This window comes from Streptomyces sp. PA03-5A, assembly GCF_033792725.1.
Taxonomy (GTDB): domain Bacteria; phylum Actinomycetota; class Actinomycetes; order Streptomycetales; family Streptomycetaceae; genus Actinacidiphila.
Genome location: NZ_JARAVL010000003.1, coordinates 288,337 through 311,109, shown reverse-complemented (window position 1 = coordinate 311,109; position 22,773 = coordinate 288,337). Strand labels below are relative to the sequence as shown.

Sequence of the window (22,773 nt, the reverse complement as noted above, 5' to 3'; positions counted from 1 at the left end):
CTGACCACGGCACCCTACCTGGAACCGGTGATGGACCGCTCAACCGTCCGAAGCCCCGGGTTGTGCACATACGGTGGAGACGTGATCGACAGCACAGCCGCGTGGACGGGGTGGCGGGAGGCCACGGAGCGGGCCCTGTACGGCCCGGGAGGCTTCTTCCGCCGGGAGCGCCCGGCCGCCCATTTCCGCACCTCGGTGCATGCCTCGCCGCTGTTCGCGGGCGCCGTCGCCCGGCTCCTGGAGCGCGTCGACGCGGACCTCGGGCACCCCGGCGAGCTGGCCCTGGTGGACGTCGGCGCGGGCGCCGGGGAACTGCTCACGGGGGTGCTCGATGTGGTTCCCGCCACGTTGCGCGCCCGCCTGCGGCCCCACGCGGTGGAGAAGGCCCCCCGACCGGACGGCCTGGACGCCCGGGTGACCTGGTCCGACGAGCTCCCGCGGGGCCTGCGGGGCCTGCTCTTCGCCAACGAGTGGCTGGACAACGTGCCGGTCGCGGTGGCGGAGACCGACGCGCACGGTGTGCCCCGCCACGTCCTCGTCCGCGCCTCGGACGGCGCCGAGCGCCTCGGCGACGCCGTGTCCGGGGAGGACGCCGCCTGGCTGCGCCGCTGGTGGCCGGTCGAGGGCGCGGAGGCCGGGACCCGGGCGGAGATCGGCCGCTGGCGGGATTCCGCCTGGGCGGCCGCGGTGGCCTCCCTGGAGACCGGGCTCGCCGTCGCGGTCGACTACGGCCACGTGGCCGGGGCCCGCCCGCCGTACGGGACGCTCACCGCGTTCCGGGCGGGCCGCGAGGTCTCACCGCCCGTGCCCGACGGCTCCTGCGACATCACGGCGCACGTGGCGATGGACGCCTGCGCGGGCCCCGGGGCGGTCCTGCGCACCCAGCGCGAGGCCCTGGGTGCCCTGGGGGTCACCGGGGCCCGCCCGCCGCTCTCCCTGGCCTCCTCCGACCCCGCCGGCTACGTGCGCACCCTGGCCCGCGCGGGTCAGGCGGCCGAGCTCACCGAGCCGTCCGGTCTCGGCGGCTTCCTCTGGCTGGAGCAGCCCGTGCCGGCCGCCGCGGAAGCTGCGGGGGGCACGCCCCGGGACGCGTAAAGGGATGGGAAACTGGGCCCATGACGGAGACCACGATCGGCATCGGCGGCGCGGCCGAAGGCACCGACATGGTGCTGAACATCGGCCCGCAGCACCCCTCGACGCACGGGGTGCTGCGCCTGCGCCTGAGCCTGGACGGCGAGCGGATCGGCTCGGCCGAGCCGGTCATCGGGTACATGCACCGGGGCGCCGAGAAGCTCTTCGAGGCCCGGGACTACCGCCAGATCATCATGCTGGCCAACCGTCACGACTGGCTCTCCGCCTTCTCCAACGAACTCGGTGTCGTGCTCGCCGTGGAGCGCATGCTCGGCATGGAGGTGCCCGAGCGTGCCGTGTGGACCCGCACCCTGCTCGCCGAGCTGAACCGGGTGCTCAACCACCTGATGTTCCTCGGCTCCTACCCCCTCGAACTGGGCGGGATCACCCCGATCTTCCACGCGTTCCGCGAGCGCGAGGACCTGCAGGCGGTCATGGAGGAGGTCTCCGGCGGCCGCATGCACTACATGTTCAACCGCGTCGGCGGCCTCAAGGAGGACCTCCCGAGCGGCTGGCACGGCCGGGTCCGGGCCGCCGTCGCCGCCGTGCGCTCGCGCATGGGGACCTTCGACGACCTGGTCCTCGGCAACGAGATCTTCCGCGGCCGCACCCGCGGCGTCGGCGTCCTCGCCGCGCGGGACGTGCACGCGTACGGGGTGAGCGGGCCGATCGCCCGCGCCTCGGGCGTCGACTTCGACCTGCGCCGGGACGAGCCGTACCTGGCCTACGGGGCGTTGGCGGACACCCTGAAGGTCCCCACCCGCACCGAGGGCGACTGCCTGGCCCGCTTCGAGGTGCTGCTGGAGCAGACCCACGTCGCCCTGGACCTCGCCGACGCGTGCCTCGACCGGCTGGCCGAGCTGCCCCCGGGACCCGTCAACCAGCGGCTGCCGAAGGTGCTCAAGGCCCCCGAGGGCCACACGTACGCCTGGACCGAGAACCCGCTCGGGCTCAACGGCTACTACCTGGTCTCCAAGGGCGAGAAGACGCCGTACCGGCTGAAGCTGCGCTCGGCGTCCTACAACAACATCCAGGCGCTCGCCGTACTGCTGCCGGGCACGCTGATCGCCGACATGGTGGCGATCCTGGGCTCGATGTTCTTCGTCGTCGGCGACATCGACAAGTGACCGGCGGGCCGCCCGCGGGCGGCCCGCCGGACGTCGGGAAGCCGGGCGTCAGGAGGACTGGGCGCGCAGCTCGCTGAGGTCCAGCTGCTCGGTCTCGTCGTGCACGGTCAGGTCGATGACCTCGGCCTGCTCGGCCACGGCCTCGTCCCCGACGACGTCGGCGAGGTCCGCCCCCGCGGGCGCCGCCTCGCCGGCCGGTTCCAGTTCCTGGGGGCGGGCCTTCTCGTTCTTCGTGCCGAAGAAGTCGAAGCCGCCCTGGGCTCGGCTGGCCTGCCGGTTGGGCTTGGCGTACGGCAGCACGGCCGCGGCGACCGCCGGGACGAGCTTGGGCTGGCGCACCGGCAGCGCCGGGGTGTTCCCGCTGCCGCTGGTGGTGGCGTCGGCGGGACGCTCACGGACGGCCGGGTCCAGCGCGTGCCTGCCCTGCGGCTCGTCGGTGTCGGCGAGGTCGCGGCGGCGCGCCTCCTCGACGGTGAGCGCGGCCTGCTGGCGGGCGCCGTTGCGCGACAGGTCCCGCAGCGCGGAGGCGGCCCGCAGGTACGCGGCCGGGCTGACCGGCGAGGTGTAGGGCACGGGCAGCGCGGAGCCGACCGCCTTCTTGGCGACGCGGCCGTCCTCCAGGGCGCGGGCCCGCTCGGACTCGGCGGTGGCGTAGCGGCGCAGCAGGTCCGCGTGCTCCGTGCGGAGCCGGGCCAGTTCGGCGCGCTTGCCGCGCAGCTTGTTCTCCAGCTTGCCGCGCAGCTCGCGGGAGTCCTCGAGGTCCACCTCGAGCTCCGCGATCCGCTCGTCGGCACGCCACTCGTCGCGCACACGCGCGGTCTTCAGGTCGGCGACCTGCTTGCCGGCCGCACGGTCCCAGCTGCGCAGCAGGAAGGCGCCGCCGCCGGCGACACCGGCCGCCGCGACGACGAACACACGGAGCAGCACCGGATCACCGATCACCAGCGCGCCGACGGCGAGGGCCGCGGCGGAGCCGGCGACCGTCACGGGCGGGAGCAGCCGGTGCAGCGGCTGGGAATGGCGGTGTCGTCCACGGGGCATGGAAGGGAACTTAGCGTGCCCGTGCGTCGTGTGGGGCCGCGGCATCCGATTTCTCACCGAACACACAACGACAAATACGGAGGGCGCTCGCGCGTGCACCAAACGTCACACGAACGCCCTCCCGCCACCATTTAGTCGATCTTGTCCGTCCGGGACCGTCCGTCGGCCCCGGGGCCTCAGCCCTTCAGCAGGCCCTTCGACTTCAGGTAGTCGGCGGCCACGTCCTCGGGCTTCTTGCGCTCCGCGTCCACCTGCTTGTTCAGCTCGGTCAGGTCGGCCGTGGTCAGCACCTGGGTGAGCTTGTCCAGGGCCGCGGCGACGTCCGCCCCGCCGGCCTCCTTCGCGTTGACGACGGGCAGCACGTTGTCGGCGTTCTGCAGGCCCCTGTCGTCCTCCAGGAGCACCAGGCCGAACTGGTCGAGGGTGGCGTCCGTGGTCGTGGTGAGCACCAGCTGGTCGGTGCCGTCCTTGACGGCCTGCTTGGCCTGGACGGTGCCGACGCCCTTGGTGTCGACCGACGTGACGTCTATGCCGTAGGTCTTCTTCAGGCCGGGCGAGCAGAAGGGGCGGATGGAGCACTCCTCGCCCGCGGCGAGCTTGACCTTGATCTTCGACTTCCCGAGGTCGGAGAGGGTCTTGAGGTTGTTCTTCTCCGCGAAGTCCTTGGTGACCGCGAACGCGTTCTGGTCGACCGCCTCACCGGCCGGCAGCACCTTCAGCCCGCGCGGGTCGGCGAGTTCGGTGAGCGCCGTGACGGTGGCGTCGACGTCGGAGGAGGCCACGGGCGCGGCGTCCTTGCCGTTCACCTTCGCGTTGAGGAATTCCGCGAGCGTGGCCGCGTACTCGGGGACGACATCTATCTGGCCCTTCTCCAGGGCGGGTTCGTAGAGCTCGCGGTTGTCGACCGTCTTGATCGTGGTCTTGTAGCCGGCGTCGGTCAGCAACTGCGCGTACAGCTGCGCGAGGACCGTGCTCTCGGTGAACCCGGCCGAGCCGACGGTCAGGGAACCCTTGCCGCCGCCTGCCGACGAACTGCCCCCTCCCCCGCTCTTCTCCAGGCTGTCGCCGCCGCAGGCCGCCAGGCCGGCGGAGAGGACCGCCACGGCGGCCACGGCGGTGGCGGTGCGCAGGGCCTTGCTCATGAGAACTCCATCTGATGTGTGGGACGGGCAGGTCTTCGGGAAGGTCGGGACTTCCGCGTGGGGGACACCAGGCGCTGCAGCAACAGGAAGACTCCCTCCACGAGCAGGGCGAACGCGGCCACGAGCACCGCTCCAGCCACGACCTTCGGGGTGTCGAACTGGGCGAAGCCCGCGGTGATGATGCGGCCGAGGCCGCCCTCACCGGGAATCGCGGCGAGCGTGGCGGTGGCGACGACCTGGACGGCGGCCGAACGCACCCCGCTCAGGACGAAGGGCGCCGCGAGCGGTAGCTCCACCCGGGCCAGCAGCTGGCCGCCGGTCATCCCCATTCCGCGGGCGGCCTCCACCGCGTCCCGGTCGACCTGGCGCATGCCGACGTAGGTGTTGGTGAGGAGCGGCGGTACGGCGAACAGCACCAGTGCGATGATGGTGGGCCAGTAGCGCGCCGAGTTCGTCGCGACGATGAGCAGCACCAGGATGGCGAAGGTGGGCACCGCCCGCCCGACGTTCGAGAGGTTCACGGCGAGCGCGCCGCCCTTGCCGAGGTGGCCGAGGAGGATCGCGACCGGCAGGGCCACGAGGCAGGCGATGGCCAACGACACGGAGGTCAGCACCAGGTGCTCGCCGAGCCGCTGCAGCACTCCGTCGGTGCCGGTCCAGTTGGCGCCCGTGGTCAGCCAGTGCCACGCGCCGGGGATCGTCCCCATCAGCCCACCGCCTTGGCGGCCCTGGTCCATGGCGTGAGCAGCCGCTGCACCCCGAGCAGCAGCAGATCGGCGACGAGGGCGAACACCACGCAGATCACGGACGCGGTGAGCACTTCCGCCTTGAAGAAGCTCTGCATGCCGTCCTTGATGAGATTGCCGAGACCCCCGTAGCCGATGATCGCGCCGACCGTGGTGAGGGAGACCGTGGCAACCGTGGCGATGCGCACGCCCGCCATCACCGCTGGCAGCGCCAGCGGGAGCTCGACCTCCCACAGCAGGCGTATCGGCCCGTAGCCCATGCCGCGCGCGGCCTCCCGCGCGTCCTCGGGCACAGCGTCCAGACCGGCCAGGAAGTTCCTGACGAGGATGGTGAGCGAGTACAGGGTCAGACCGGTGACGACCACCGACGCGGAGATCCCGAAAACCGGCACCAGCAGCGAGAAGAGGGCCAGCGACGGGATCGTGTAGAGCACCGTCGTCACCCCCATCACCGGCGCCGCGGCCACCCGCCAGCGCCGGGCGAGCAGGGCCAGCGGCAACGCGAGCAGCACGCCCGCCGCCACCGACGCCACGGTGATCCAAAGATGTTGCACACCCGCGTCCAGCAACTCCTGGCTGCGCGTGCGCACGTACTCACCGCAGATCCAGTCGTTCGCCGCCAGGCAGTCCTGTCCGGCCATGCGATGCCACCTCCCCCGCCCGCTTCAGATCATGCAGGTGAGCGTAAACCCGGCCACCGACATTCCCGGCGTCCCGCCACATCCTCGCAACACCCCCTTCACAACCATCGCCGAGCGTGTACCAAGCTGGGGGGTGAGCCGCACCGCCCAGCGCCGACGAGAGGTCCCGATGATCCGCTTCGAGAACGTCACCAAGCGCTACCCCGACGGCACCACCGCCGTCGACGACCTGTCCTTCGACGTGCGCGAGGGCGAACTCGTGACCCTCGTCGGACCGTCCGGCTGCGGCAAGACCACGACGATGAAGATGGTCAACCGGCTCATCGAGCCCACCGCCGGCCGGATCCTGCTGGACGGCGAGGACATCGCCCGCACCGACCCGGTACGGCTGCGCCGCCGCATCGGCTACGTCATCCAGAACGTCGGGCTGTTCCCCCACAAGACCGTGCTGGAGAACACCGAGACCGTGCCGCACCTGCTCGGCTGGACCCGCGCCAAGCGCCGGGCGCGCGCCGCCGAGCTGCTGGAACTGGTCGGCCTGGACCCGTCCGTGCACGGCTCCCGCTACCCGGAGCAGCTCTCCGGCGGGCAGCGGCAACGGGTCGGTGTGGCACGGGCACTGGCGGCCGACCCGCCGCTGCTGCTGATGGACGAGCCCTTCGGCGCCGTCGACCCGGTGGTGCGCGAGCGGCTGCAGTCGGAGTTCCTGCGGCTGCAGGAACAGGTGCGCAAGACCGTGCTGTTCGTCACCCACGACATCGAGGAGGCGGTCCGGCTCGGCGACCGCATGGCGGTCTTCGGCCCCGGCCGGATCGAGCAGTACGACACCCCCGCGACCGTGCTCGGCTCCCCCGCCACCCCGTACGTGGCCGACTTCGTCGGCTCAGACCGCGGTCTGAAGCGGCTGTCCGTCACGCCGGTCGAGACCGCCGACCTGGAGCACCCGCCCGTCGTGCGCGCCGGCTCCCCCGCCGCGGAGGCCGCGGCCGTCCTGGCGAAGCAGGGCGACCCCTACGCCGTCGTCCTCGACGACGACGGCGGGCTGCGCGGCTACGTCGCCGCGGGCACCCTCACCTCGGGCACCGTGGCCGACCACACCCGCCGCCTGGAGGCCTGGGTCCCGGTCGGCGCCCCCCTCAAGCGGGCCTTCAGCGCGATGCTCCAGCACGACGCGGGCTGGATAGCCGTCGTGGACGGCGACCGCTTCGCCGGGGTGCTGACCCCGGCGACGCTCCACACCGCGCTGCGCCGTTCGGTCAACGAGGACGGCGACGACGAGGACGCGGGGCGGTCGGTGGCGGCCGGGACCGGGCCGGGCGACAATCGCCGGGCCGAACCGGACGCGGAAGCCTCCTGATGCGGAGCGTTCCATGACCACCCCGCGGGACCTGATCATCACCGCCCTGGAACGGGCCGCCGAACGCGCCGTGGAGCCCGGCGACCTCTCCCTCGCCCTCGCCGCGGCCGAGGCCGTCGACCTCCTGGCCGCGGGGGCGGTAGCCCTGGAGGGCGACCGCCTGGTGCCGGGCGGGCACCCGGAGATCGCCGACCCGCTGCTGGAGGAGGCCGCGGCCGCGCTGGTGCGCCGGACGCCGTACGAGACCCCCGGCGACTGGCTGTGGCGCAGGGGCCGCGGCCTGGCCGATGTCTACCTGGGCGCCCTGGAAGCCGGGGGCGAGGTCGTACGGGAACGGCACCGGCGGTGGCTGGTCCGCGACACCCGGACCGTGCTGGGCGACTCCCCCGCCCGTCGCCGCGCGGCGGACCGCCTGGCGGCGGACGAGCCCGTCCTCGCGGCCCTCACCGGGGCGCTCGGCCTGCGCGTCGGCCCAGCCGCCGACGCGGCACCCGGCGTGACCGACCCCGCGAAGGCCCGCGTCCTGGCCGCCCTCGACGGCGCGCTGGCCGAGCTGACGGCCGAGCGCCGACGGCGCTCCCGCCGGCAGGCCGACGCCGCCGCCGAGAACGTCCGGCGCGGCTACTGACAGAGCTAGGCCCGGCCGCCCACCGCGCCGGTGCGGTTGTCGTCCTCGTCCTCGGGGAGGCGGCAGACCCGCTCCAGGAAGATCGCGGCGGCGCAGACCGCGATGCCGGCGATCACCGCGGTGCCCGCGTAGATCGCCTGGTCACGGCGGGGGTCGTTGTCCAGCTGGTACATGACGAGGAAGACGCACGCGCCGCCGTACATGCCCGCGACCAGGGCAGCGACCAGCGCGCTGGCCTGGCCGAAGACCACCGCCCGGGCGGCCAGCAGCGGGTCCACGCCCTTGGCTCCCGGACGCCGCTCGCGCTGCGCGCGCAGCCTGGAGCGCAACGACAGCGCCGTCGCCGCCAGCACGGCGGCGATCAGCGCCAGCACGATCGGCGCGGCCACGGGCACGCCCGGCAAGGTGCCGAGCGAGTCCCAGAGCTTCGCGCCGGCCCAGGAGAGCACTCCGGCCACCACGAACAGTCCGACCAGGGTCCTGATGCGCAGCGCCTTCACCGAGTGCTCGCTCCCCACATCACATCGACGAACGTACCGACGGGATCGTAACGATTACTCCGGCAGCCTGAGTTCCACGTCGCCCCGGGCCCACACGCTCTCGCGGCCCACGCCGGCCAGCAGACCGGCCACCGGCCCCTGTCCCGGCAGTTCCGCCGCGGGGTCGATGTCGAGCCACGGCGCCAGCACGAAGGCCCGCTGGTGCGCCCGCGGATGCGGCAGCGTCAGCTCCGGGTCGTCGGAGACCACGCCCTGGTAGGCCACGATGTCGACGTCGATGGTGCGCGCGCCCCAGCGCTCGGTGCGGGTCCGGGCGAAGGCGTCCTCGATCGCCCGGCCGCGCTCCAGCAGCGAGGACGGCGGCAGCGTCGTCCTGACCAGGACGACGGCGTTGAAGTAGTTCGGCTGCGAGCCCGGCTCGACGCCCCAGGGCTCCGTCTCGTACACCGGCGAGACCTTCTTGACCCGGACGCCCGGGGTGTCCTCCAGGGCGTCCACGGCGCCCTGCAGCGTCTCCAGGCGGTTGCCGAGGTTGCTGCCCAGCGAGATGACGGCGAACTTCGGATTCTGCAGCGTCGAGTCCGCGGCGTCGACCTGCGCGACGACGGAGGCCGGGACCGGCTGCACGGTGGGGTCGTAGCTCACGGGCGCCTCCGGGTGATGGTGACGGACACATCGGCGAACGGGACGGTGATCGGGGCATGCGGCTTGTGCACGGTGACCTCCACCTCCTGGACCAGGTCGTGCTTGAGGACCTGGTCGGCGATCCGCTGGGCCAAGGTCTCGATCAGGTCCACGGGCTCGCCCTCGACGACGGCGGTGACCTCCTCGGCCACGATGCCGTAGTGCACGGTCCTGGTCAGGTCGTCCGTGGCGGCGGCGGGGGCGGTGTCCAGGCCGAGGACGAGGTCCACGAAGAAGTCCTGGCCCTCGCGGCGCTCGTGTTCGAACACGCCGTGGTGCCCGCGGGCCTTCAGGCCGCGCAGCGCGACACGATCCACGATTCACTCCCGCTGGTCGACGGACGGACGGGCGGGCGCGGTCCGCCCGCCCAGCGGGAGGGGAGGGCCGCTCCGCCCTTACTCGAATGTACCTTCGACCACCGACAGTCCCCAGTACCGGGCACGGCGGCGGCCGACCGCCCCGCGCTTACCCCGGGACGCAGCGGCCTACTCCGGCCTTCACCACTTCTTGGCTCGAACGAGTGGTCAGAAGGCCTCAGGCTGACCCCTCGCCGCCGTTGTCGGCGTCCTCCGCGGCGTCCTCGTCGGCCCCGTCCGCCATCACCGGGGAACCGTGGTGCACCCACAACCGCCAGCCCTCCGGTGTGCGCCGAAACACATTCGTGGCGACCACCAGGCCGCCCACGAGGGAGCCCATCTCGCCCTCCTCCTCGGCGGGGCCGCCGGTGAGGATGTTCTCGGTGCACGTGACGAGGGCCGTGTCGCCGTCGACCGCCACCTCCACGTCGGTCAGGAAGAACTGGATGTACTCGGTGTTCGCCATGATCAGGGCGTACGAGCGCATCACCTCGCGTCGCCCGCGCAGCACCGGCCAGCCCGGGTGCACCACGGACACCGTCTCCGCCAGCGGGCCGGTCAGCACCAGCTCCTCCAGCGCGTCCAGGTCGGACCGCTCCACTGCGTCGTAGAACGCCTGGTTCGCCTCCTCGACCCGTGCGGCCTCGGCGGTACGCGGCGTCATCCTGTGCCCCCGTCCCTCGTCGTCTGCTCGCGTGCGTCGCTCACCAAGCCCCCTCGTTCGCTTCTCCGCCCGCTCGGCACCCCGCCGCGGGCATCATCGCCGCCTGCCGCCCGGCAGCCTCGCGTGCGTCGCTCACCAAGCCCCCTCGTTCGCTTCTCCGCCCGCTCGGCACCCCGCCGCGGGCATCGTCACCGCCTGCCGCCCGGCAGCCTCGCGTGCGTCGCTCACCAAGCCCCCTCGTTCGCTTCTCCCGGCACCCCTCGGCACCCGGTCGGACACGTAGCTCACCGAGCCCCTTCCAGCGCCCGTGCGACCCGTACGGCGTCGGCGCTGTCGTGCACCTCGTGCACCCGGACCGCCCAGGCGCCGCGGCCCGCCACGATGGCGGTGACGGCGGCCGTGGCGGCGTCGCGTTCCCTGGCCGGGGGCGGATCGCCGCCCTCGCCGGCCAGCACGCGGCCGAGGAACCGCTTGCGGGAGGCCGCGATCAGCAGGGGGCGGCCGAGGGCCAGCAGGTCCTCGACGTGGGCGATCAGGGTCAGGTCGTGTTCGGCGTTCTTCGCGAAGCCCAGCCCCGGGTCAAGGACGATCCGCTCCGGGTCGACGCCGCCCGCCACCGCGTGCTCGAAGCTGCGCCGCAGCTCGGTGGTGACCTCGCCGACGACGTCCCGGTAGACCGCCCGGTTGTTCATGTCGATGCTCTGGCCGCGCCAGTGCATCACGATGAACGGGCTGCCCGTCGCCGCGACGACCGGGATCATCGCCGGGTCGGCCAGTCCGCCGCTGACGTCGTTGACCAGCGCCGCGCCCGCCTCGACCGCCTTCTCCGCGACCGTGGCCCGCATCGTGTCGACGCTCACCACGACCCCGGCCCTGGCCAGCTCGCGGACGACCGGGACCACCCGGCGCAGTTCCTCCGCCTCGTCCACCCGCGCCGCGCCCGGACGGGTCGACTCACCGCCGACGTCCACCAGGTCGGCACCGGCCGCGACGAGGTCCAGGCCGTGCTTCACGGCCAGGTCCGTGTCGAACCAGTCGCCGCCGTCGGAGAACGAGTCCGGCGTGACGTTGACCACGCCCATGACCGCGCACCGGTCCCAGGACGGCAATCCGGCCACGTGGCCGCGCATCGTACCCATGAGGTCAGCCTAGAGCGGGCGGCTCACCGCAGGCGCCGGGAGGCCCACGCGGGGAGCGCCAGGGTGACGAATCCCTCGGCGCGCATGGCGGCCAGGCCGATCCGGGGCAGGTCCCCGGTGGCCCGGAAGACCAGGAAGCGCGGCAGCCACTCCGGCTGGAACTTGGCGTTGAACCGGTACAGCGACTCGATCTGGAACCACCGGGACAGGAAGACCAGCAGGCCCCTCCAGGTCCGCAGCACCGGCCCCGCGCCGAGCCGCTCCCCGCGGGCCAGCGCCGACCGGAACATCGCGAAGTTCAGCGACACCCGCCGCACGCCCAGCCGCGGCGCCTCGACCAGCGCGGCCACGATCAGCAGTTCGTTCAGCCCCGGGTCGGCGGACCGGTCGCGCCGCATCAGGTCCAGCGACATGCCGTCCTCGCCCCAGGGCACGAAGTGGAGCACCGCCCTCAGCACGTCCTGCGCGTCGTGCGCCGTCACCACCACGCACTCCTCGTCCGCCGGGTCGCCGAAACGGCCCAGCGCCATGGAGAAGCCCCGCTCGGTGTCCGTGCCGCGCCAGGCGTCCGCGGCGCGGCGGACCCCGTCGCGTTCCTCCTCGCCCAGTTCCGCCACGCGCCGGACCCGGCACACGTACCCCGCGCGCTCGGTGCGCTTGACCATCTGCCGCACGTTGCGCATCGCCCGCCCCGACAGGGAGAAGCAGGAGGTCTCCACCACCGCCTCGTCGCCCAGCTCCAGGGCGTCCAGACCGGTCTCCCGGGTCCACACCTCCCCGCCGGTCTCGCTGCAGCCCATGACCGCGGGGATCCAGGCGTGCGCCCGGGCCTCGGCCATGAACCGCTGTATCGCCCCCGGCCAGGCCTCCACGTCGCCGATCGGGTCGCCGCTGGCGAGCATCACCCCCGACACCACGCGGTAGCAGACCGCGGCCTTGCCGCTCGGCGAGAAGACCACGCTCTTGTCCCTGCGCAGCGCGAAGTGCCCCAGGGAGTCACGGGCCCCGTGCCGTCGCAGCAGCGCCCGCAGCCGCTCCTCGTCCCCGGCCGTCAGCTCGGCGACCGGGTGGGCCGGTCGCAGTGCCAGGTACGCAGTGGTGGCGGCGATCAGGAACCCCAGCCCGCCCAGCGAGTACGCGACGACGTCGGAGGCCTGGCCGGTGGCGTAGGAGACCGGCCCGTCGAAGCCGAAGAGCCCGCAGACCACCTCGGCCAGCCGGTCCGTCCAGGACGGGTCGCCCATCTCCGCCGCCGGGTGGGCGGAGACGATGGCCAGTCCCACCACCAGGCTGAGCGTGCTCAGCCCCGCGAAGGCCGCGACCGCCTTCAGCCGGGTACGGGGGTCGCCGAGCGCCGAGAACTCCGCCCGGTACCCGATCAGCAGGGCCAGCAGCACCGCCGACAGCAGGGCCCCGCCCAGCGAGTGCCGGTGCAGCACCTGCGCCACCGCGCCCGCCGGCAGCAGCAGCACGGCCGCCCGCCAGGCGCGCTTCTTCCCCCGCTTGAGGGCGTGCGCCAGCATCAGCATCAGGATGCCGGTGACCACCCCCGCCGCCGCGGCCACCGAGGTGACCGTGCCCGGGAAGACCCCGGCGAGCACGTGCATCCGGCTGTGCCGGAACCCAGGGAACACCGCCGCCGCGAGGTCCAGCAGCCCCACCAGCGCGCACGCCCTCCCCACCACGCGGGGCGCCGCCGACCCCGGCATCAGCCGTGGGAGCCGTCGCACCCTGTCCCGGGGAACCCGGACAGCGGGATCTTCCTCTGCCACGACAGACATCAGCCACCACGCCCCGGCGATGCGGTTCACCACCGCACGCCCCGCTCTCGTCGGAGATTTGCGCCCTGTAGGACGTGAACTCCGGCGGGCGGGTTCCGTCGCCGGGCGGGAAGCGCGGAACGGGAACGGGGAACGGGGCACGCCGACCGGGCCGCGGGCCGGGGCCCGCGGCGCCTCAGGTCACTGGGCCATGATCAGGCTCATCGCCTCCGCGCGGGTCGCGGGGTCGCGCAACTGGCCCCGCACCGCCGAGGTGATGGTCTTCGCGCCGGGCTTGCGGACCCCGCGCATCGTCATGCACATGTGCTCGCACTCGATGACCACGATCACACCGCGCGGTTCGAGTATCCGCATGAGCGAGTCCGCGATCTGCGTGGTGAGCCGCTCCTGCACCTGCGGGCGGCGGGCGAAGACGTCGACCAGGCGGGCCAGCTTCGACAGACCGGTGATCTTGCCGTCCACGGAGGGGATGTAGCCGACGTGGGCGACGCCCACGAACGGAACCAGGTGGTGCTCGCAGCTCGACAGCACCTCGATGTCCTTCACCAGGACCATCTCGTCGTGCCCGAGGTCGAAGGTGGTCGTCAGGACGTCCTCCGGCTCCTGGTAGAGCCCGGCGAAGATCTCCCGGTACGCCCGCGCGACCCGGCCGGGGGTCTCCCGCAGCCCCTCGCGGTCGGGGTCCTCCCCGACGGCGATCAGCAGCTCACGGACGGCGTTCTCGGCACGCTTCTCGTCGAACTCGCCGATGGGGCGCAGATCGCCCTCCAGGGTCACCGGGTCGGTCATGTGTGCCTCGTTCCTCAGACGTACCGAAATGCGTGCACCGCGGGAGCCGCGGAAACGCCGCGCCCCCCAGGATAGGAAACCTGGGGGGCGCGACACGCATTCCGATGTCCGTGACCAAGGCCACGTCGCGGACGTCAGGACTCCGGGTTGGGCTCCTCCGGGAGCTCCACCGTCTCGGCGGACTTGCTCAGGGAGGACGCCGTGGTGCTGCCGTTGGCCGTCGGCTGGGTGCCGTTGGTCAGGGCGAGCTCCTTGGGCGAGAGCACCGGCGGGCGGGTCGACGGCGTACGCCGCGAGGAACCCGTCCAGGCCGGACGCGCCGGACGCTTGACGATCGACTTGAAGATCTCGGCGATCTCCTCCTTGTTCAGCGTCTCCTTCTCCAGGAGGGCCAGAACGAGGTTGTCGAGGACGTCGCGGTTCTCGACCAGGATCTCCCACGCCTCGTTGTGCGCGGTCTCGATGAGCTTCTTGACCTCTTCGTCGACCAGCCCGGCGACCTCTTCCGAGTAGTCGCGCTGGTGGGACATCTCACGGCCGAGGAAGGGCTCCCCGTCGCTCGACCCGAACTTGATCGCGCCCAGCCGCTCGGTCATGCCGTACTGGGTGACCATCGCGCGGGCCGTGGTGGTGGCCTTCTCGATGTCGTCCGCGGCACCCGTGGTGGGGTCGTGGAAGACGAGCTCCTCCGCCGCGCGGCCGCCCATGGTCATGGCGAGCCGGTCGAGCATCTCGTTGCGGGTGGTGGAGTACTTGTCCTCGTCGGGCAGGACCATCGTGTAGCCGAGGGCACGGCCGCGGGACAAGATCGTGATCTTGTGGACCGGGTCGCTGTTCGGAGAAGCCGCCGCGACCAGGGCGTGACCGCCCTCGTGGTACGCGGTGATCTTCTTCTCCTTCTCGGACATGATCCGGGTGCGCTTCTGCGGGCCGGCCACGACACGGTCGATGGCCTCGTCCAGCATCGCGTTGTCGACCAGCTTCTTGTCGCTGCGCGCGGTGAGCAGCGCCGCCTCGTTGAGCACGTTCGCGAGGTCCGCGCCGGTGAAGCCGGGGGTCCGGCGGGCGACGGCCTTGAGGTCGACGTCCGGGGCGACCGGCTTGCCCTTCTGGTGGACCCGGAGGATCTCCAGACGGCCCTGCAGGTCGGGGCGGTCGACGGCGATCTGCCGGTCGAAACGGCCCGGGCGCAGCAGCGCCGGGTCCAGGATGTCCGGGCGGTTGGTGGCGGCGATCAGGATGACGCCGCCCTTGACGTCGAAACCGTCCATCTCGACCAGCAGCTGGTTCAGCGTCTGCTCGCGCTCGTCGTGACCGCCGCCGAGGCCCGCACCGCGGTGCCGGCCGACGGCGTCGATCTCGTCGACGAAGACGATGGCCGGGGCGTTCGCCTTGGCCTGCTCGAACAGGTCGCGGACACGCGAGGCGCCGACACCCACGAACATCTCGACGAAGTCGGAACCGGAGATCGAGTAGAACGGGACCCCCGCCTCACCGGCGACGGCGCGCGCGAGCAGGGTCTTGCCGGTTCCGGGCGGGCCGTAGAGCAGCACACCCTTGGGGATCTTGGCGCCCACGGCCTGGAACTTCGCCGGCTCCTGCAGGAACTCCTTGATCTCCTGGAGTTCCTCGACGGCCTCGTCCGAGCCCGCCACGTCGGCGAAGGTGGTCTTCGGGGTGTCCTTGGTGATCAGCTTGGCCTTGGACTTCCCGAAGTTCATGACCCGGGAGCCGCCGCCCTGCATCTGGTTCATCAGGAACAGGAAGACCACGACGATGAGGACGAAGGGCAGCAACGACAGCAGGATGCCGACGAAGGCGTTCTGCTTCGAGGGCGCGACGGTGTAGCCGTCGGGCAGCGTGCTCTTGTCGCCGTCGTCGACCTTCGCCTGCAGGATCTTGGCCACGTCGACGCCCTGGTCGCCGATGTAGCTCGCCTTGATCTTGGAGCCCAGGTCCTTGTCGCCTACCTTGGCGCCGTCCTTGAGCTCGACCTTGATCGTGTTCTCGTCGCCGGTGGTCAGCTCGGCGGACTTGGCCTGGTTGCTGTTGATCGCCTCAATGGCCTGGCCGGTGTCCACCGTCTTGTAGCCACCGGAAGAACCGACGACCTGCATCAATACGACCACGGCGAGGACAGCCAGCACGATCCACATGACTGGCCCACGGAAATAGCGCTTCACGTCCATCCATGCGGGGCGAAATCGCCCCGTCCCTCCTGCCACAGTGAGGCACCGCGGCCTGGGGGCCGCCGGTGCATCCGGTGTATGAACCGACCTTCGGACGGTACCCCAGCATTGTCACCCGAAGTCGCCGGAGACCATAAACAAACAGCGTTACCACCCTCCAACGCGGAGGAGGGCGTCGGGGTTCCCGGAGCCTCAGCCGCCGTACACGTGCGGCGCAAGGGTGCCGATGAACGGCAGGTTCCGGTACTTCTCCGCGAAGTCCAGGCCGTATCCGACCACGAACTCGTTGGGGATGTCGAAGCCGACGTACTTCACATCGATCTCGACCTTGGCGGCGTCCGGCTTGCGCAGCAGCGTGCAGACCTCGAGCGAGGCCGGACGGCGCGAGCCGAGGTTGCTGATCAGCCAGGACAGGGTCAGTCCGGAGTCGATGATGTCCTCGACGATCAGGACGTCCCGGCCGGCGATGTCGGTGTCCAGGTCCTTGAGGATCCGCACGACACCCGAGGACTTGGTCCCGGCGCCGTACGAGGACACCGCCATCCAGTCCATGGTGACCTGGGAGGACAGGGATCGCGCGAGGTCCGCCATCACCATGACGGCGCCCTTGAGGACGCCGACGATCAGGAGGTCCTTGCCCTCGTAGTCCTTGTCGATCTGCGCAGCCAGCTCCGCCAGCTTGGCGTCGATCTCTTGCTTGGAGATGAGCACCTTCTCGAGGTCGGTGCCCATGTCGTTCTCGTTCACCCGCACAACTTCCGGCTCGGTCTACAGGGCCTGGAAGAACAGTCTGCCATTCCGCCGGCCGACGACGACGCCGCCCGGGAGGTTGAGCGGCTTCTGACCGCGCCACGCGGTGAGCAGGCGGTCGGTCTCCTCGACGTGCCGGGCGAAGAGCGAACCGGCGGGGGAGCCCGCCGCGACGGCCGCACGGCGCAGCACCCGGCGGCGCACGGCGGCGGGGAGGGTCAGCAGCCGGGCGACGTCCAGCCCGCCGTCGGCGTCGACGGCGGTCCGCTCGGCCTGGGCCGCCCACTGGTCGAGGGCGTCGGCGTCGTCCCGGGAGAGCTGGGCGGTGCGGGCCAGCGCCTCCACGACGCCCTTGCCCAGGGACTTCTCCAGCACCGGCAGCGCCTCGTGGCGGACCCGGGAGCGGGTGTAGGCGGGGTCCTGGTTGTGCGGGTCCTCCCACACGTCGATGCCCTGCGCGAGGCAGGCCTTGCGGACCGTGTCACGGTCCAGCAGCAGGAAGGGACGGCGGTAACGGCCGTTGACGGCGGGCATGCCGGACAGTGACCGGATGCCGGAGCCGCGGGCCAGCCCCAGCAGCACCGTTTCGGCCTGGTCGTCCCGGGTGTGCCCGAGCAGCACGGCGGCGGCGCCGACGCGTTCCGCGGCGGCGTCGAGGGCCGCGTACCGGGCGTCGCGGGCGGCGGCCTCCGGGCCGCCCTGGCGGCCCACGGTGACCGCGACGGCGTCCACCGGGTCGAGTCCGAGACCGCGCAGCCGGTCGGCCACGTCGACGGCGCGGGCCGCCGAGCCGTCCTGCAGACCGTGGTCGACGGTGACGCCGCCGGCCCGGATGCCGAGCTTGGGCGCTTCGAAGGCGAGGGCGGTGGCGAGGGCCATCGAATCGGCTCCGCCGCTGCAGGCGGCCAGCACGAGCGGGCTGCCGCCGGGGTGGTCGGTCAGGACGTCCTGGAGTACGCGGCGGACCGCCAGGCGTATCGCCGCGACCGCGGGGTGGGGACCCATGTCCGGTTTCCCTCCTGGAGAGGCTGGGGGAGGCGTCGGGAACGGTGAAGATGACGCAGGGTAGCTAGATGGTGACAGACAGCGTGCGATACTCGAGCATCGCACGCTTACCCTGCGCCCACGGTCCCTCGGACGGGTGAACCGGGAGGCCCCGGGGCCTGTTGTGCCCCGGGTCGACTCAGGTTTCGCTCCGCCCGTGCACCCGTGCCACCCAGTCCGCGGGTTTGGCGATCTCCTGCTTGGTGGGCAGGGTGTTGGGGGAGGTCCAGATCCGGTTGAAGCCGTCCATCCCGGCCCCGTCCACCACGGAGCGCACGAAACGCTCGCCGTCACGGTACTGGCGCAGCTTGGCGTCCAGCCCCAGCAGCTTGCGCAGCGCCATGTCCATCCGTCCGGCACCGCTCTGCCGGCGGCGCTGGAACTTCTCCCGGATCTCCGCCACGGACGGCACGACGTCCGGGCCCACCCCGTCCATCACGTAGTCGGCGTGCCCCTCCAGCAGCGACATGACCGCGGTCAGCCGCCCCAGGATCTCCCGCTGGTTCGGGGTCTGCACCAGGTCGATCAGGCTGCGGCCCTCGTCGCCGTCCGCGTCGACCGACGCCTCCTCCGCGTCGGGCCGGTTGCCGGAGGAGAAGGCCTGGAACGCCTCGCGGAGCCGCTCGATCAGCGTCGACGGGTCGATCTCGGTCTCGCCGAGGAAGGCCTGGATCTCCTGCTCGATGTGGTCCCGCAGCCAGGGCACGGCCGTGAACTGGGTGCGGTGGGTCTCCTCGTGCAGGCACACCCACAGCCGGAAGTCGTGCGGGTCCACGTCGAGTTCGCGCTCCACGTGGACGATGTTGGGGGCCACCAGCAGGAGCCGCCCGGTGCGCGGCTCGCCCGGACCGGGCGCGGCAGGGCCGGCCGGCATGTCGCGGGTCGCGGGGGCGAAGGTCTCGTACTGGCCCAGCACGCGGGAGGCCAGGAAGCTCAGCAGCATCCCGACCTCGACGCCGGTCACCTTCCCGCCGACGGTGCCCAGCACGGCGCCGCCGGGGCCTCCCGGCTTGCGCGCCTGCATCTTGTCCAGCAGCGGCTTGAGCACTTCGCGGAAGCCGGCGACGTTGGCCCTGATCCACCCCGGGCGGTCCACGATCAGCACCGGGGTCCCGGTGTCGGCCGGGTCCTCCTGATCGCCGAACATCCTGGTGAAGGCCCGGACGTGCGCCTCCGACTCCTTTGCGTGCCGCCGCAGTTCCGCCACGACCGCGCGCGCCTCGTCCCGGCTCACGTCCGGTCCGGGCCGCACGAAGCGGGTCGCGGTCGCGACCGCGAGGTTCCAGTCGACCATCTCCGCACCACCGATGCTCGTCATCCCTTCACGGTACGTGCTTGTCCCCCTCCCCGGGAGCGTTCCTCGCGGGGGCGCGGGCGGCGAACGGGGTTGCGGGTCGGCCGCTCGCCGGAGGCTGGGGGCACCCCCAGCGGTAGCTGGGGGTGCCCCCATGCCTTGCGGAACGACGTCCCACAACCCCCTACGTGCGGCAGCCGCAGGTGGCGAGGCCGGCGGCGAGGCGGTCGAGGGCGGACTGCGCGGCCGTGGGGTTGGTCGTGCCGTTGGTCAGGAAGGCGAACGTGAGCAGGCGGCCGTCCGCGTCGACCACCGTCCCGGCGAGCGCGTTGACCCCGGTGAGCGTGCCCGTCTTCGCGCGGACGAGCCCCGCGCCCCCGCCCGCGGAGGTGAAGCGTTCCCGCAGGGACCCGGTGAAGCCCGCCACGGGCAGCCCGGTGAGGACGGGGCGGAGCTCCGGGTGGTCGGAGTCGGCCGCCAGCGCCAGCATCCGCGCCAGCTGCTCCGCCGTGAGGTGGCCGGCGCGGTTGAGCCCGCTGCCGTCCACGAAGCGGGCCCCCTCCAGCGGGAGCCCGAGTTCGCGGAGTGCGGAGCCGATGGCCTTGGCGCCGCCGGAGAAGGACCCCGGGCGGTCCGCGGCGAGGGCGGTGTGCCGGGCGAGGGCCTCGGCGATGTCGTTGTCGCTGTTGGTGAGCATGCGCTCGACGAGGTCGGCCAGGGGTGCGGACCGCGCCTCCGCCAGCCGGTCGGCCGCGTGCGTGCGCGTGGGCGCCTTGCCGGCCTTCACCGCGCCGTCGATCTCGACGCCGCGCTTGCGCAGCAGGTCCGCGAAGGCCGCCGCCGCGTCCGCCGCCGGGTCCCACCCGCGGGCGGCCGGGCCCTTGAAGCTCTTGCCGTCGGTGCGGCCCTCGTCGGCCATCAGGGCGGTGACGGGCGCGATGTTGTCGTTGTGCCCGATGGGGTGGACGGCGGGGCCGGTGAAGAGCGAGGTGTCGTACGTGAGCTTCACCGAGCGGACGCCCTTGGCGCGCAGCGCGCGGGCGGTGTCGGAGGCCAGGGTACCCAGGGAAGCCGCCGTCCATCCGCCGCCGGGCTTCGCGCGGGCGGTCAGGGTGGGGTCGCCGCCGCCGACCAGGACGACGCGGTCCTTGCCCGCGGCGACCACGGAGGTGGTGAGCCGGTGGTCGGCCCCGAGCAGCGACAGGGCCGCGACGGCCGTGGCGACTTTCGTGGTGGAGGCGGGGACGGCGGCCGTGGCGGTGCCCTGCCCCCACACGGTCCGGCCCGACACGGCGTCGACGACGGCGCCCGTCGTCAGCGCGCCGAGCGCGGGGTCGTGCAGCAACGGGCCGAGCCGGCCCGCCAGTCCGGCCTTGGTCGGCAGCGGCGCGCCCTGCGGCCCGGACACGGCGGTGAGCACCTCGGGGGCGGGCGGCACCGGGGCGACTGCCCCCTTGTGGCCGCCCCCGCCGCCCTTCTTGTGGGGACGCGCCTGCTTCCCCTGACCGTCCCGGGAGGCGGCGATCGCCCGTTCGGCCGTACGCTGGCCTGACTCCCACGGTCCTGCTGCGGCCACAGCCGTCAGCGCCACGGCAAGTCCTGCGGCAGCCGAACCTGCCACCACCTGCCAGTTCTTCGAGACGGGCACCCCGGACCAGCCCCTTTCGCGACCACACACAAGCGTGGGAGACACTTAATCACCAGAAGTATGTGCTGATCATGGAGGACAGGCTGTGCTCGAGTTCGACGTAACGATCGAGATCCCGAAGGGTTCCCGCAACAAGTACGAGGTGGACCACGAGACCGGTCGTATCCGCCTGGACCGGCACCTGTTCACCTCGACGGTCTACCCGGCCGACTACGGCTTCGTGGAGAACACCCTCGGCGAGGACGGCGACCCGCTGGACGCCCTGGTCCTGCTCGACGAGCCGACCTTCCCCGGTGTCCTCGTGCGCTGCCGCGCGATCGGCATGTTCCGCATGACGGACGAGGCCGGCGGCGACGACAAGCTCCTGTGCGTGCCCGCCGCGGACCCGCGGGTCGAGCACCTGCGTGACATTCACCACGTCTCCGAGTTCGACCGCCTGGAGATCCAGCACTTCTTCGAGGTCTACAAGGACCTGGAGCCCGGCAAGTCCGTCGAGGGCGCCAACTGGGTGGGCCGCGCCGAGGCCGAGGCCGAGATCGAGGCGTCCTACAAGCGCCTGAAGGAGCACGGCGGTCACTGACCCCGTACGCTCCCGCGGCCACGAGGGCGGCGCGCTCCCTGCCGGGGCGCGCCGCCCTCACACGTGTCCGGGGGCGTCACCCGCAGGCGTCGAGCAGCTCGGCCAGCGCGCCGTGCAGGGCCCCGGCGAGCGTCTCGGCGTCCGGCAGGGACTCCGCGTCCGCGAGCAGCCCGATGTGGACCCGGCGGCGGTACGTGGAGACGGCGACCGCCAGCGACTGCCCGCGGGCGAGCGGGGCGATCGGGTAGAGCTCCGTCATGCGGCAGCCGTCCAGGGTGAGCGGCACGTCGAGCATCGGCACGTTGGTGACCAGCACGTCGAACAGCAGTCGCGCGGAGGCGGCGAGCAGCGGCGCGGCGAAGCGGTGCGCGAGCGGCGGCACGCTGTCGGCCAGCAGCGCGACGGCACCGGGCCCCGAGTCGGGTCCGGCGTCCTTGTTGCGGTCCATGCCCGCGCGGACGTCGCGCAGCCGGGCGAGCGGGTCGGGCTCACCGACCGGCAGCCGCAGCAGGTAGCCGGAGATGCGGTTGCCCCGGCCGCCGCGCACGCCTCTGCGGCGGCGCCGCGCCACCGGGATCAGGGCGCGCGGGCCCGGACCCGCCGGGTCGTCGCCGCGGGCCTGCATCCAGCGCCGCAGCGCGCCGGCGACGACGGCCATGACGACGTCGTTGACGGTCCCGCCGCTGGTCTTGCGGATCCGGTGCAGGTCGTCGACGTCGAGGGAGGCGGTGGCGAAGCGGCGCTCCGCGCCGCCGGGCGTCCAGGCCGCGCCCAGCGCGGCGGGCCCGCCGGGGTCGAGGGAGGCGCGCAGCACGGCCGAGCCGATGCCCAGGGCGCGCCCGGCCTCGCGCACCCGGTCCGGCAGGGAGGCGACGACCTGCCGCGGATCGGGCAGCGGCAGCGCGGGCAGGTGGATGCCGGGCCCCCGTACCTGGGCCGGTACGGCCGCCTCGGCGCCGGGCCGCGGAGGCGGAGCCACCGGCGCCGGACCCGCCGGGGCGGGGGCGGCCGCCGTGGTGCGGGCCCCCTGGTCGAGCAGGGCGGCGCCGAACTCCACGGCGCGCAGGCCGTCGGCGAGGGCGTGGTGCAGCTTGACCAGGACGTAGAAGGGCACGTCGGGCGCGCCCTCGATGACGTAGACCTCCCACGGCGGCCGGTCGCGGTCCATGGGCCGGGACATCAGTTCGGCGACGGCGGCCCGGGCGTCGGCCCGGCGGACGGCGTGGACGTGGTGCCGGGCGTCGAAGTGCTCGTCGGCCGCCCAGGCGGCGCCGCCGACGCCGTACCAGACGTCCCTCACGCGCTGCCGCATCCGCGGTACGGCCTCGGCCCGGACGGTGAGCAGCGCGGCGAGTCCGTCGGCGTCGACCGGGTGCTCCGGGTCGCGGTCGAAGACGGCCACGGCGCCCAGGTGCATGGGGTGACCCGGCGAGTCCAGGTTCCAGAAGGCGAGGTCCAGCGGGCTCAGGTGCTCGTCTGCCAAGGCTCCATGCCTCCGAAAGGTCGGGTTTTGCCCCGGAACGGACTCCAGTTGGTGAAGTG

22 protein-coding genes are annotated in these 22,773 nt (G+C 72.7%); 5 read left to right on the top strand and 17 right to left on the bottom strand.

Annotated features, from left to right (window positions below; translation table 11 throughout):
- Positions 1 to 81 precede the first annotated feature (81 nt).
- Both PV410_RS05800 and PV410_RS05795 read left to right on the top strand, forming a co-directional pair.
- Positions 82 to 1,095: an SAM-dependent methyltransferase gene (locus PV410_RS05800; RefSeq protein WP_500322734.1), complete on the top strand. Its 1,014-nt coding sequence runs from the start codon at positions 82 to 84 to the stop codon at positions 1,093 to 1,095.
- A 20-nt stretch (positions 1,096 to 1,115) separates the two neighbouring features.
- On the top strand, positions 1,116 to 2,258 hold the full coding sequence (locus PV410_RS05795; RefSeq protein WP_500322733.1) for an NADH-quinone oxidoreductase subunit D: 1,143 nt from the start codon (positions 1,116 to 1,118) through the stop codon (positions 2,256 to 2,258).
- Between the two features lie 48 nt (positions 2,259 to 2,306).
- On the opposite strand, the gene PV410_RS05790 is transcribed toward PV410_RS05795, so the two are convergent.
- From PV410_RS05790 to PV410_RS05775, 4 genes are all read right to left on the bottom strand, one after another.
- The gene (locus tag PV410_RS05790; protein WP_500322732.1) at positions 2,307 to 3,299 is read right to left on the bottom strand and encodes a hypothetical protein; all 993 of its coding nucleotides are present in this window, start codon (positions 3,297 to 3,299) and stop codon (positions 2,307 to 2,309) included.
- 176 nt (positions 3,300 to 3,475) lie between these two features.
- On the bottom strand, positions 3,476 to 4,441 hold the full coding sequence (locus PV410_RS05785; protein ID WP_500322731.1) for an ABC transporter substrate-binding protein: 966 nt from the start codon (positions 4,439 to 4,441) through the stop codon (positions 3,476 to 3,478).
- On the bottom strand, positions 4,438 to 5,148 hold the full coding sequence (locus tag PV410_RS05780) for an ABC transporter permease (RefSeq protein WP_500322730.1): 711 nt from the start codon (positions 5,146 to 5,148) through the stop codon (positions 4,438 to 4,440). Before PV410_RS05780 ends, PV410_RS05785 begins: the two co-directional genes overlap by 4 nt.
- A complete protein-coding gene (locus PV410_RS05775) occupies positions 5,148 to 5,828 on the bottom strand; it encodes an ABC transporter permease (protein ID WP_500322728.1) in 681 nt (226 codons plus the stop codon). The genes PV410_RS05780 and PV410_RS05775 overlap by 1 nt, the downstream gene beginning before the upstream one ends.
- Positions 5,829 to 5,997: 169 nt before the next feature.
- Here PV410_RS05775 and PV410_RS05770 point away from each other — a divergent pair, with 169 nt between their 5' ends.
- Both PV410_RS05770 and PV410_RS05765 read left to right on the top strand, forming a co-directional pair.
- A complete protein-coding gene (locus PV410_RS05770) occupies positions 5,998 to 7,185 on the top strand; it encodes an ABC transporter ATP-binding protein (RefSeq protein WP_500322764.1) in 1,188 nt (395 codons plus the stop codon).
- A gap of 13 nt (positions 7,186 to 7,198) precedes the next feature.
- A complete protein-coding gene (locus PV410_RS05765; RefSeq protein WP_500322726.1) occupies positions 7,199 to 7,813 on the top strand; it encodes a GPP34 family phosphoprotein in 615 nt (204 codons plus the stop codon).
- A 5-nt stretch (positions 7,814 to 7,818) separates the two neighbouring features.
- Here PV410_RS05765 and PV410_RS05760 read toward each other — a convergent pair whose 3' ends face one another.
- The 12 genes from PV410_RS05760 to dacB all read right to left on the bottom strand — a co-directional run bounded on the left by PV410_RS05760 (position 7,819) and on the right by dacB (position 20,594).
- Positions 7,819 to 8,313, bottom strand: coding sequence for a DUF3180 domain-containing protein (locus PV410_RS05760; RefSeq protein ID WP_499516874.1), 495 nt, complete (start codon positions 8,311 to 8,313; stop codon positions 7,819 to 7,821).
- Between the two features lie 54 nt (positions 8,314 to 8,367).
- On the bottom strand, positions 8,368 to 8,958 hold the full coding sequence (gene folK / locus PV410_RS05755; RefSeq protein ID WP_499512515.1) for a 2-amino-4-hydroxy-6-hydroxymethyldihydropteridine diphosphokinase: 591 nt from the start codon (positions 8,956 to 8,958) through the stop codon (positions 8,368 to 8,370).
- Positions 8,955 to 9,314: a dihydroneopterin aldolase gene (gene folB / locus PV410_RS05750; RefSeq protein WP_499512516.1), complete on the bottom strand. Its 360-nt coding sequence runs from the start codon at positions 9,312 to 9,314 to the stop codon at positions 8,955 to 8,957. Before folB ends, folK begins: the two co-directional genes overlap by 4 nt.
- Positions 9,315 to 9,531: 217 nt before the next feature.
- Positions 9,532 to 10,017 (bottom strand): nuclear transport factor 2 family protein, encoded by a 486-nt coding sequence (locus PV410_RS05745; protein WP_499512517.1) that lies wholly within the window; start codon positions 10,015 to 10,017, stop codon positions 9,532 to 9,534.
- A gap of 284 nt (positions 10,018 to 10,301) precedes the next feature.
- Complete coding sequence (gene folP, locus PV410_RS05740) at positions 10,302 to 11,156, bottom strand: dihydropteroate synthase (RefSeq protein WP_500322725.1); 855 nt, start codon at positions 11,154 to 11,156, stop codon at positions 10,302 to 10,304.
- 23 nt (positions 11,157 to 11,179) lie between these two features.
- Complete coding sequence (locus tag PV410_RS05735; protein WP_500322723.1) at positions 11,180 to 12,937, bottom strand: phosphatidylglycerol lysyltransferase domain-containing protein; 1,758 nt, start codon at positions 12,935 to 12,937, stop codon at positions 11,180 to 11,182.
- A 180-nt stretch (positions 12,938 to 13,117) separates the two neighbouring features.
- Positions 13,118 to 13,726, bottom strand: a complete 609-nt coding sequence (gene folE, locus PV410_RS05730) for a GTP cyclohydrolase I FolE (RefSeq protein ID WP_500322721.1) — start codon at positions 13,724 to 13,726, stop codon at positions 13,118 to 13,120.
- A 134-nt stretch (positions 13,727 to 13,860) separates the two neighbouring features.
- Positions 13,861 to 15,915, bottom strand: a complete 2,055-nt coding sequence (gene ftsH / locus PV410_RS05725; protein WP_500322720.1) for an ATP-dependent zinc metalloprotease FtsH — start codon at positions 15,913 to 15,915, stop codon at positions 13,861 to 13,863.
- Between the two features lie 192 nt (positions 15,916 to 16,107).
- Positions 16,108 to 16,647 (bottom strand): phosphoribosyltransferase, encoded by a 540-nt coding sequence (gene hpt, locus PV410_RS05720; RefSeq protein ID WP_499516875.1) that lies wholly within the window; start codon positions 16,645 to 16,647, stop codon positions 16,108 to 16,110.
- Between the two features lie 36 nt (positions 16,648 to 16,683).
- Entirely contained in the window at positions 16,684 to 17,670 is a 987-nt protein-coding gene (gene tilS / locus PV410_RS05715) for a tRNA lysidine(34) synthetase TilS (RefSeq protein WP_500322718.1), read from the bottom strand.
- Positions 17,671 to 17,848: 178 nt separating this feature from the next.
- Complete coding sequence (locus PV410_RS05710; RefSeq protein WP_500322717.1) at positions 17,849 to 19,027, bottom strand: zinc-dependent metalloprotease; 1,179 nt, start codon at positions 19,025 to 19,027, stop codon at positions 17,849 to 17,851.
- A 160-nt stretch (positions 19,028 to 19,187) separates the two neighbouring features.
- Positions 19,188 to 20,594 carry a D-alanyl-D-alanine carboxypeptidase/D-alanyl-D-alanine endopeptidase gene (dacB, locus tag PV410_RS05705; RefSeq protein ID WP_500322716.1) on the bottom strand — a complete coding sequence of 469 codons (1,407 nt, stop codon included), beginning with the start codon at positions 20,592 to 20,594 and terminating at the stop codon, positions 19,188 to 19,190.
- A 142-nt stretch (positions 20,595 to 20,736) separates the two neighbouring features.
- On the opposite strand from dacB, the gene PV410_RS05700 reads away from it, so the two are divergent.
- Positions 20,737 to 21,231: an inorganic diphosphatase gene (locus PV410_RS05700; RefSeq protein WP_431948302.1), complete on the top strand. Its 495-nt coding sequence runs from the start codon at positions 20,737 to 20,739 to the stop codon at positions 21,229 to 21,231.
- Positions 21,232 to 21,307: 76 nt separating this feature from the next.
- Here PV410_RS05700 and PV410_RS05695 read toward each other — a convergent pair whose 3' ends face one another.
- On the bottom strand, positions 21,308 to 22,714 hold the full coding sequence (locus PV410_RS05695) for a wax ester/triacylglycerol synthase family O-acyltransferase (RefSeq protein ID WP_500322715.1): 1,407 nt from the start codon (positions 22,712 to 22,714) through the stop codon (positions 21,308 to 21,310).
- Between the last annotated feature and the right edge of the window lie 59 nt (positions 22,715 to 22,773).